8 protein-coding genes and 1 pseudogene are annotated in these 10,056 nt (G+C 73.6%); 3 read left to right on the forward strand and 6 right to left on the reverse strand.

The genetic code is table 11. The features are described 5' to 3' along the window. Positions 1 to 722: SDR family oxidoreductase (locus E4P40_RS23440; RefSeq protein WP_135160790.1), on the reverse strand; the 722-nt coding region annotated here is incomplete at its 3' end. A 177-nt stretch (positions 723 to 899) separates the two neighbouring features. On the opposite strand from E4P40_RS23440, the gene E4P40_RS23445 reads away from it, so the two are divergent. After that, the gene (locus E4P40_RS23445; RefSeq protein ID WP_135160791.1) at positions 900 to 2,591 is read left to right on the forward strand and encodes an MFS transporter; all 1,692 of its coding nucleotides are present in this window, start codon (positions 900 to 902) and stop codon (positions 2,589 to 2,591) included. Between the two features lie 9 nt (positions 2,592 to 2,600). Here the strand turns inward: E4P40_RS23445 and E4P40_RS23450 are convergent, their stop codons facing one another. Then, positions 2,601 to 3,266 carry a DsbA family protein gene (locus E4P40_RS23450; RefSeq protein ID WP_135160792.1) on the reverse strand — a complete coding sequence of 222 codons (666 nt, stop codon included), beginning with the start codon at positions 3,264 to 3,266 and terminating at the stop codon, positions 2,601 to 2,603. 154 nt (positions 3,267 to 3,420) lie between these two features. On the opposite strand from E4P40_RS23450, the gene pepN reads away from it, so the two are divergent. Beyond that, entirely contained in the window at positions 3,421 to 5,976 is a 2,556-nt protein-coding gene (pepN, locus tag E4P40_RS23455; protein ID WP_135160793.1) for an aminopeptidase N, read from the forward strand. Positions 5,977 to 6,114: 138 nt separating this feature from the next. On the opposite strand, the gene E4P40_RS23460 is transcribed toward pepN, so the two are convergent. The 3 genes from E4P40_RS23460 to E4P40_RS23470 all read right to left on the reverse strand — a co-directional run bounded on the left by E4P40_RS23460 (position 6,115) and on the right by E4P40_RS23470 (position 8,463). Then, complete coding sequence (locus E4P40_RS23460; RefSeq protein WP_135160794.1) at positions 6,115 to 6,579, reverse strand: DUF5130 family protein; 465 nt, start codon at positions 6,577 to 6,579, stop codon at positions 6,115 to 6,117. Between the two features lie 63 nt (positions 6,580 to 6,642). Then, positions 6,643 to 6,999: a hypothetical protein gene (locus E4P40_RS23465; protein WP_135160795.1), complete on the reverse strand. Its 357-nt coding sequence runs from the start codon at positions 6,997 to 6,999 to the stop codon at positions 6,643 to 6,645. A gap of 30 nt (positions 7,000 to 7,029) precedes the next feature. Next, the gene (locus E4P40_RS23470; protein WP_135160796.1) at positions 7,030 to 8,463 is read right to left on the reverse strand and encodes an amidase; all 1,434 of its coding nucleotides are present in this window, start codon (positions 8,461 to 8,463) and stop codon (positions 7,030 to 7,032) included. Positions 8,464 to 8,502: 39 nt separating this feature from the next. On the opposite strand from E4P40_RS23470, the gene kynU reads away from it, so the two are divergent. Further along, positions 8,503 to 9,768 carry a kynureninase gene (gene kynU / locus E4P40_RS23475; RefSeq protein WP_135160797.1) on the forward strand — a complete coding sequence of 422 codons (1,266 nt, stop codon included), beginning with the start codon at positions 8,503 to 8,505 and terminating at the stop codon, positions 9,766 to 9,768. Positions 9,769 to 9,794: 26 nt separating this feature from the next. On the opposite strand, the pseudogene E4P40_RS23480 reads toward kynU, so the two are convergent. Then, positions 9,795 to 10,056: pseudogene (locus E4P40_RS23480) on the reverse strand (hypothetical protein); the annotation flags it as partial.

Genomic DNA, 10,056 nt, shown 5'->3' on the forward strand with positions numbered 1-10,056 from the left:
ACGCGGAGGAGCCGGGCGATCGGGCGCCACGGCCAGGCCGGGACGAAGGCGCGCACCGGCTCCCGCTCGACCGCGGCGGTGAGGGCGTCGACGCCCGTGTCGAGGTCGACGGTGAACGGGCCGCGGCGGCCGACGTTGATGTCGGTGGCGATGTAGCCCGGCAGGATCGTCGTCACGGTGATGCCGGTGCCCCAGACGTCGGAGCGGATCCCCTCGGCCAGCGCGTTGACCGCGGCCTTGCTCGCCCCGTACGCCGTCCTGGTCTCCTTCATCCCGCGGATGCTCGCCACCGACGAGATCAGCACGAGATGTCCGGCGCCCTGTGCGCGGAAGACCTCCATGGCGGCCTCGCACTGCGCGTGCGCGCCCAGGACGTTGGTGTGCAGGACGGCGCGGTTGGCCCACGCCGTGCCGGTGCCGATGGACGCGCCCTTGCCGATGCCGGCGTTGACCACGAACCGGTCCAGCCCGCCCAGCCGGGCGACCAGCTCGGGGACGACGGTCGCGACCGACTCGGGGTCGTCGACGTCCATCGCGGCGATCTCGACGCGGATACCGGGATGGGCGGCGAGCAGTTCCTCCTGCAGCGCCTCGAGCCGGTCGGTGCGACGGGCGGCGAGCGCGAGGTCGCGGCCCATGGCGGCGAACCGGCGCGCCATGCCCTCGCCGAGGCCGGAGCTGGCGCCGGTGATCAGGATGCGCTGACGGACGGGGTGCGGCACCGCGACAGCATGCCGCACGCCGTCCGGGACCTTGGTCCCGGCGTGGTGCAACGACGGGTGACCGGCCGGTCGCAGGCACGGAGCACGCGCCGGTGGTGGCCCCTCCGTGATGTCACGGACGCACCCGCTGCTCCGTCTCCGTGACTAGCGTCCCGCGCGGTCTCACGAGGAGGACCCATGGCCACCGATCACCCGCCGGGTCCGGACCCGCGGCCACCGGCCCCGGGTCCGGACCCGCGGCCACCGGCCGAGCAACCCGACGCCGCGGCGGCGACGGACGGCGGCCGACGGACCGGTCCCGGAGGCCGGCCGCTGTGGGTCGCCCTCGTCCTGATCAGCACGGCCCAGCTCATGGTCGTGCTGGACGGGTCGGTCGTGAACATCGCGCTCCCCCGGCTCCAGGAGGACCTGGCCGTCTCCGATGCCGACCTCACGTGGGTGGTGACCGCGTACGCGATCGCCTTCGGCGGGCTGCTGCTGCTCGGTGGGCGGCTGGGCGACCTGCTGGGCAGACGGCGGGTCTTCATCTGGGGCGTGCTGCTGTTCTCCCTGGGCTCCCTGCTGGCCGGCATCGCCCAGGAACAGTGGCAGCTGCTGGCCGCCCGGGTCCTGCAGGGCGGCGGTGCGGCCGCCGCGTCCCCGACGGCGCTCGCACTGGTCACCACGACGTTCCCGGCCGGCCCGCCGAGAAACCGGGCGTTCGCCGTCTACGCGGCCATGTCGGGTGCCGGCGCGGCGGTCGGGCTCATCCTCGGTGGCGCCCTCACGGAGGCGTCGTGGCGCTGGACGATGCTGATCAACGTGCCGATCGGGCTGCTGGTCGCCGTCCTGGCACCACGGTTCCTGGCCGAGTCCGCGCCGCAGCGCGGCCGCTGGGACCTGCCCGGGGCGCTGACGGCGACACTGGGGCTCGCAGCCCTGGTCTACGGCCTGAACCGCAAGGCACAGACAGACGCCGATACGGGCCTGCCCCAGGAGTGGTCCGACGACCTGGTCCTCATCCCGCTGATCGCCGCCGTCCTGCTGATCGCCGCGTTCTTCGTGATCGAGGTCCGCTCCCCACACGCCCTGCTGCCCATCCGGATCATCACGGACCGGACCCGCGCGGTGAGCTTCGGTGTGATGGGGGTCGTCGGCGCGGCCCTCTTCGCGATGTTCCTGTTCCTGTCGCTGTTCGTGCAGCAGGTGCTCGGCTACAGCCCGCTGGAGTCCGGCTTCGCGTTCCTGCCGTTCACCGTGGGCATCGTCGTCGCCGCCCAGATCGCCTCGGCGCTCGTCTCCCGCGTCGACCCCCGCTGGATCGTCGCAGCCGGCGGAGCACTGGCCGTCCTTGCCATGTGGGGCTACAGCCGCCTCGACGTCGACTCGAGCTACGCCGGCGGCGTCCTGCCGTGGGTCGTCGTCCAGGCCGTCGGGATGGGGTTGATCTTCGTACCGCTGACGCTCACCGCGGTGAGCCGGGTCGACCCGGCGGACGCCGGTGTGGGCTCAGCCGTGCTCAACACGGTGCAGCAGGTCGGCGGCGCCGTGGGCATCGCGGTCCTGGGGACGGTGTTCGCCAATGCGATCACCCAGCGCACGCCCGAACTGCTGGCCGCCCTCGGCGGACCGCCGACCCAGGCACAACTCCAGCAGGTGGCCCTGGAGGCCCAGACCTACGGGACGTCGCGGGCGTTCATCGTCGCCGCCTGGATGCTGGCGGTGGTCACGGTCGTCACCCTCGTCGGGCTGAACATCCGGCACGAGGACCTGGCCACCGACGTCACGCCCGGGGTGGTGGCTGTCGCGGCGGCGCCGGAGATCCCGCCGCAGCCGCCGGCGCCGGCCGACAGCGCCGACCCGGCGGGGAGCAGCAGGCCCCCCGGCTGACGCGGAGGCTCAGCGGCGCGAGGTGAGCTCCAGGGTGTCCGCGGGCACGGAGTCCATGTCCGGGCCCGAGAGCCGGGTGCGCTTGAGCTCCCAGAAGTCGGGGAGGTTGGCGAGCAGGACGGCGCCGTCGAAGGCCTTGCCGGCGTCCTCACCGGTCGGCACCCTGCTGATCACCGGGCCGAAGAACGCGACGCCGTCGATGTGCATGACCGGCGTGCCGACGTCGTCGCCGACCGGGTCCATGCCCGCGTGGTGGCTCTTCTCGAGGGCCTCGTCGTACTCGGTCGAGGTCGCGGCCTCGGCGAGCTCGGCGGGCAGCCCGACCCGCTCGAGGGCGGGCGCGATCAGCTCGTCGAGCTCCAGCTTCTCGTGGTGCCGCAGGGTGCCCATCGCGGTGTAGAGGTCGCCGAGGACCTCGTCGCCGTGCTTCTCGGCCGCGGCGATGGCGACGCGGACGGGGCCGATCGCCTGCTCCATCATCTTCTGGTACTCCTCGGGCAGGTCGCGCCCGCGGTTGAGGACGGCGAGCGACATGACGTGCCAGTGCAGGTCGATGTCGCGCACCTTCGCCGCCTCGAGGACCCACCGGCTGGTCAGCCAGGCCCACGGGCACAGCGGGTCGAACCAGAAGTCCACGCGGGCCCTGGTGGGGGCGCTCTGCACTGCCTCGGTCATCGGGGGCTCCTCGCGTCTCTCGTGGGCACGGCGTCGTCCTGCCGCACCTGCTGCCCCCAACAATCCGGATCGGCGACGACTTGTTCCCTCGCGCAACCAACGCCCGTCCCGGCGTGCCGCCGGACCTGTCGCCCGTGCATGGAAAGCTGGCCGGGTGGCCGTTCCCAACCTGACCCGCACCGACGCCGCCGCGCGCGCCGAACTGCTCGCCGTGCAGAGCTACGACATCCACCTGGACGTGACCGACGGCGCCGGGCACCCCGGCGAGAACACGTTCCGCTCGACGACGACCGTGGAGTTCTCCAGTCGCCGTCCGGGCGCGGACACGTTCATCGACCTCGTCGCCGAGACGGTCCACTCGGCCACGCTCAACGGCACCGAGCTGGACGTGAGCACCTACACCGAGGCCGGCGGCCTGCCGCTGCCCGGGCTGGCCGAGCAGAACACCCTCGTCGTCGTCGCCGACTGCCGGTACTCCAACACCGGCGAGGGCCTGCACCGCTTCGCCGACCCCGAGGACGGGCAGGTCTACCTCTACACCCAGTTCGAGCCGGCCGACGCCAAGCGGATGTTCACCTGCTTCGACCAGCCCGACCTCAAGGCGGCCTTCACGCTGCACGTGGTCGCGCCGTTCGACTGGCAGGTCGTGTCCAACACCGGCGGCCGCACGATCGAGGCCGGCCCCGCCGGCTCCCAGCTGGCCCACTTCGCGCCGACCAAGCGGATCTCGACCTACCTGGTCGCCCTGATCGCCGGGCCCTACGCCAGGGTCACCGATTCCCACGACGGCATCCCGCTCGGCCTCTACTGCCGGGCGTCGCTGGCGAAGTTCCTCGACGCCGAGGAGCTGTTCCGGGTCACCAAGCAGGGCTTCGACTTCTTCCACCGGGTCTTCGACTACCCGTACCCCTTCGACAAGTACGACCAGCTGTTCGTGCCGGAGTTCAACGCCGGGGCGATGGAGAACGCCGGCGCGGTGACCTTCCTCGAGGACTACGTCTTCCGCTCGAAGGTCAGCCGGGCGCGCTACGAGCGCCGCGCCGAGACCGTGCTGCACGAGCTGGCGCACATGTGGTTCGGCGACCTGGTGACCATGCGCTGGTGGGACGACCTGTGGCTCAACGAGTCCTTCGCGACCTACATCAGCACCCTCTGCCAGGCGGAGGCGACCGAGTACACGACCGCCTGGACGACGTTCGCCAACACCGAGAAGGCCTGGGCGTACGCGCAGGACCAGCTGCCCTCGACCCACCCGATCGCCGCCGACATCCCCGACGTCGCCGCGGTCGAGGTGAACTTCGACGGCATCACCTACGCCAAGGGCGCCTCGGTGCTCAAGCAGCTCGTGGCCTACGTCGGCCGCGACGAGTTCCTCGCCGGTGTCCAGCGCTACTTCCGCCGTCACGAGTACGGCAACACCGCGCTGGCCGACCTGCTCGCGCCGCTGGAGGAGAGCTCCGGGCGCGACCTGTCGGAGTGGGTCGAGCAGTGGCTGAAGACCAGCCAGGTCAACACGCTGCGGCCGGTCTTCGAGCTGACCAACGACGGCCGGTACGCGAGCTTCGCGATCGAGCAGACCGCCGTCGCCGAGCACCCCGTGCTGCGCAACCACCGCCTCGCCGTCGGCCTCTACAGCGAGGGTCCCGACGGGCTGACGCGCAGCTCGCGCGTCGAGCTCGACGTCGCCGGTGCCCGCACCGAGGTGCCCGAGCTGATCGGTCACCCGGTCGCCGACCTCGTGCTGGTCAACGACGACGACCTCACCTACGCCAAGCTGCGGCTCGACGAGCGCTCGTTGAGCACGCTGCGCACGCGGATCGGCGCCATCCCGGACCCGCTCGCCCGGGCGCTGTGCTGGTCGGCCGCGTGGGACATGACCCGCGACGCCGAGCTCCCCGCCCGCGAGTGGGTCCAGCTGGTGCTGGCCGGGGTCGACGCCGAGACCGAGATCAGCGTCGTCCAGGCCCTGCTGGCCCGGGTGCAGACCGCGCTGAACTCCTACGCGGACCCCACCTGGGCGCCGACGGGCTGGACGCAGCTGGCCGACCACGCCCTCGCGGCGCTGGAGAGCGCACCGGCCGGCAGCGACAGCCAGCTGCAGTGGTCGCGCACCTTCGCGAGCGCGGCCCGCACGGACGAGCACGCCGCCGTCCTGCGCGGCCTGCTCGACGGCTCACGCACGTTCGAGGGCCTGGAGGTGGACACCGACGCGCGCTGGGCGTTCCTCTCCGGGCTGGTCGCGATCGGCGCGGCCGGCGACCCGGAGATCGACGCGGAGCTGGAGCGGGACGCGACCGCCACCGGCATCCGACGGGCCGCCACGGCGCGCGCCCTCCGCCCGACCGCGGAGTCGAAGGAGGAGACCTGGCAGCGGGCCTGCCACGACGACGAGGTCCCGAACGCGGTGCACGAGGCGCTGCTCTCGGGTTTCTGGCACCCGGCCCAGCGCGAGCTCACCGCCGGCTACGTCGACCGCTACTTCGCCGACATCCGCCCGCTGTGGGAGCGCCGCCCCGGGGAGATCGCCAAGAACGCGGTGCAGTACCTGTTCCCGCCGGTGGTCGAGCCGCGCACCATCGTGGCGGCGGACGCCTGGCTCGCGGACGGCAACCACCCGGCACCGCTGCGCCGGCTGGTCTTCGAGGGTCGGGACGGCGTCGCCCGGGCGCTGCGCGCCCGGGAACGGGACGCCGACGCGAACCTGCGGTAGCCCCGGGCCTATCCGCCGACGGTTGTGGGCCGATCGCGGGGGCCGGAGGCTCCCCGATCGGAACATGGGCAGCGGTTCGGCCCCGTCCCGGGTTCCGCCCTGAGCGTGCGAAGGGTGGGGTGGACGGGGTGTCCTTCTTCAGTGAGGGCGGCGCAGGGACGCCGGGTGGCCGGCCTGGTCGGAGAGCTGGCGCAGACCGTTCACGATGCCGCCGACGAGGTCGCCCGCGGCGAAGGAGCCCGTCATCGACAGGACGGCGAGCGCGCAGGCGCGGTCGGGCATGCGGCGGGCCGCGGTCGCACCGGTGACGACCTCGACGACCCGCTGCCCCGGCGAGACCGCGAGCAGCACCGCCTCCGACGGGTTCGTACCGGAGCGCGCGTGCAGCTCCTCGGCGGTGACGCGGGTGCGCTTGCCGAGATCGCCGATGTAGAGCGTGAAGCGCAGCCCGGTCTCGCGGGAGGACATGGTCAGCGCCTCGTCGAGGCGGGCCAGCTCCTGCCACGTGAAGATGCGGTCGAGGGAACTGCCCTCGTCCGTCCGGGCTGGGGCGGTCTGGTCGGTGGCCGTGTCGTGGGACTCGGCTTCGAGCGCGCGGGTCATCGCCGGCCTCCCGGGGCGTCAGTCGTGGGAACGTCGGAGTGGGTCGGTGCGGTCACGGCCGGCTCACCAGGTCCCGCGGGCGCCGCCGAGCGGACCGCCGGCGCCCCTGGGGGCCGGCGGAGCAGCAGCGGTCGTGGCGCCGTGCGATCCGGAGCCGTGCCCGTCGGTCGGTTCGCCGTAGACCGACGACCCCACGGCCAGGGTTCCCTGACCGGGGACGCCCGCGCCGTAGCCGCCGCCGTGGCCGCCGGCCGGACCCTCGGGATGCGGCTCGTACCAGACAGCCTCGTGCGGCCACGGCTGCCCTGACCTGTACCGGGGACGCTTGCGCCCGCCCGGGAGGAAGATCAGCGCCGCAAGGACGAGGACGACGGCCAGCGGGGCGCCGACGAAGACGAGGAGGGTCTCGGCCACGTTCACGGGCGACAACTTACCGGTCCGGCCGCAGGATCAACGGGTGTAGTCCCATCCTGCGGGGTGGCGGTTCACCCACGGCCGCGCAGCCTCGACCTGCGCGGACAACGCGAGCAGCGTGACCTCGTCCGCCGGACGCCCCACGAGCATCGTCCCGACCGGCAGTCCGCCGTCCGTCCAGTGCAGCGGCAGGCTCACCGCGGGCTGGCCGGTGACGTTGAAGAGCGCCGTGAACGCGGCGTACCGCTTGTTCCGCTCGAAGTCCTCCGCGCCGTCGCCGTCGGCGTCGAACCAGCCCACCGGACGCGGGGTCATGGTCACGACGGGTGCCAGCAGGACGTCGTAGGCAGCGGTGGCCTGCAGGAACCTGCGCGCGAACAGCCGCAGCGCGGTCAGCGACTCCATCGCCGCCTGCGCCGACATCGCCAACCCGCGGGCGCGCAGCTCCCGCGTGAGCGGGCGCAGCTCGCCGACCCGGTCCGGCGGAACCGGCAGCAGGGTGCCCGACAGCGCCCACACCCGCTCGAAGGACGGCAGGACCTCGGGGCCAACGAGCCCGCGCGGCACGTCCTCGACGTCGTGGCCAAGGCTCTCCAGCAGCTTCCCGGCGTCCTCGAAGGCCGCGACGATCTCCGGCTCCAGTTCCACACCGGACAGCGGGGACTCGAGGTACCGGCCGATGCGCAACCGGCCCGGCGAGCGGTCGGCCGCCTGCAGGAACGTCTCCCCGGCCGGCAGCGGCGGCGCCCAGGCGAAGTCGCCGAGCACCGGACCGCTCATCGCGTCGAGCATCGCCGCGGCATCCCGGACGGTGCGAGCCAGCGGCCCGCTGGTCCCCAGCCCCGTGACGTCGGCGCCGAGCGGGGCGTTGCTGATCCGCCCGCGGCTGGGCTTGACCCCCACGATCCCGTTGATGCTCGCCGGGATGCGGATCGAGCCGCCGCCGTCGCTGCCCTGGGCGAACGGCACCATCCCGGCGGCGACCGCCACCGCCGCTCCCCCGCTGGAGCCGCCCGCGAGGAGGGACGGGTCCCACGGGCAGCGCGCCGGCCCGGCGACGTCGTTGTCGGTGTAGCAGGGGTACCCGAACTCCGGCGTGTTGGTCTTGCCCAGGCTGATCGTCCCGGCCGCGGCCAGGGCGGTCACGACCGCGTCGTCCACGGTCGGCACGAAGTCGGCCATGACCCGCGAGCCGAACGTCGTCCGTACGCCGGCGGTGTTGTTGAGGTCCTTGATCGCCGTGGGGACGCCGAGCAGCGGCGGCAGCTCGCCGCCACGGCCCAGCCGCGCCTCGGCGGCGGCCGCCGCGGCGAGGGCTTGCTCGGGCGTGACGGTCACGAACGCGCCGAGGCCGGCGTCGAGCGCGTCGATGCGCGCCAGGAAGTGCTCGACCAGCTCGGTCGGGCTGGCCTCTCCCGCACGGACGGCGGCGGCCTGCTCGAGCGCGGTGAGGTCGTGCAGCTGGGTCACGGACGGCGACGCTAGCCCTGGACCCGGTAGACAGATCACGTGGACCTGACCAGGAACGCCGCCGTCGCCCTGGACGCGGCCGATCCACTCGCCGGCTTCCGGAGCCGCTTCGCCGGCGCGGACGACGACGGACCCGACCGCCTGCTGTACCTCGACGGCAACTCCCTCGGGCGGATGCCGCTGGCCACCCCGGCCGCGGTGCGACGGGTCGTCGAGGAGGAGTGGGCGACCGGGCTGGTCGGGTCCTGGGCGTCGTGGGTGGGCACCGCGACGCGTCTGGGGGACGCGCTGGCCGCCGGGGTGCTGGGCGCCCGGCCGGGCGAGGTGCTGGTCGGCGACACGACGACGGTGAACCTCTACAAGCTGCTCGCGGCCGGCGCGCGGGCGCGGCCCGGCCGGGACGTACTGGTCTGCTCCGCCGACGACTTCCCCACCGACCGCTACGTCGTGGCCGGCGTCGCCGCGGAGCGCGGGATGACCGTGCGGGAGATCCCGGCCGACCTCGACGAGGGGCTCGACCCGACGGTGCTGGCGGCGGCCCTCGACGAGCGGGTGGCCGTGGTGGTCCTCTCCCACGTCGCCTACCGCTCGGGGGCGCTGGCGGATCTGCCGGCGATCACCCGCCTCGTGCACGACTCAGGTGCGCTGGTCCTGTGGGACCTGTCGCACTCCGTGGGGTCCGTGCCGGCCGGACTGACCGCGGCCGGCGCCGACCTCGCCGTGGGTTGCACCTACAAGTACCTGAACAGCGGGCCTGGTGCACCCGCGTTCCTCTACGTGCGGCAGGACCTGCAGACGCAGCTGCGGTCGCCGATCCAGGGCTGGTTCGGTCAGCGCGACCAGTTCGAGATGGGGCCGGTCTACGACCCGGCGCCCGGGATCGAGCGGTTCGGCGCCGGCACCCCGCCGGTTCTCGGGATGGCCGCCCTCGAGGTGGGTGCCGGGATCGTGGCCGAGGCAGGCGTGGGCCGTCTCGCGGCGAAGGGGCGCGCGATGACCGAGCTGGTGGTGGCGCTGGCCGACGGGTGGCTGGCTCCGCACGGCGTCGTCCTCGCGTCGCCGCGGTCGGCCGGCCGGCGGGGATCGCACGTGACCTTCGCCCATCCGCAGGCGTGGCAGCTGACGCAGGCGCTGATCGACCGCGGGGTCGTGCCTGACTTCCGGACCCCCGACCGGGTGCGTCTCGGACCGGCGCCGCTCTACACGCGGTTCGTCGACGTGTGGGACGCGATGGAACGCTTCCGCGCCGTCCTTGCCGACGGCTCCTGGAAGGACTTCCCGGCCGAACGCTCCCGCGTCACCTGAGGTGCCGAAATCGCCATTTCGGCACCTCAGTCGGGTTCGGGGACGCCGATCGGGTTCCCGGCGGGCCACTCGCCGGCGGCGACCACCGCGCGGCGGACCGGGGTCAGCAGCTCCGCCAGCCGGTCGCAGCCGACGTCGCCGAGCGCCCGCCACGGGCGCAGCGCCAGCCGGTCGGTGTCGGCCTCGATGGCGGCGACCATCGCCAGGCCCTCGGCGCTCAGCCCGGCGCCGTCCAGCCAGCCGCGGGCGGTGCGCCGGGCAGCGGCGTCGTCCCAGGCCTCGTCGTCC

The organism is Blastococcus sp. CT_GayMR20 (assembly GCF_004570345.1).

Excerpts from the sequence above, each read along its gene's own strand:
- E4P40_RS23445 (WP_135160791.1), top strand. The coding sequence starts at position 900 with ATGGCCACCGATCACCCGCCGGGTCCGGACCCGCGGCCACCGGCCCCG.
- E4P40_RS23450 (WP_135160792.1), bottom strand. The coding sequence starts at position 3,266 with ATGACCGAGGCAGTGCAGAGCGCCCCCACCAGGGCCCGCGTGGACTTC.
- E4P40_RS23460 (WP_135160794.1), bottom strand. The coding sequence starts at position 6,579 with ATGACCCGCGCGCTCGAAGCCGAGTCCCACGACACGGCCACCGACCAG.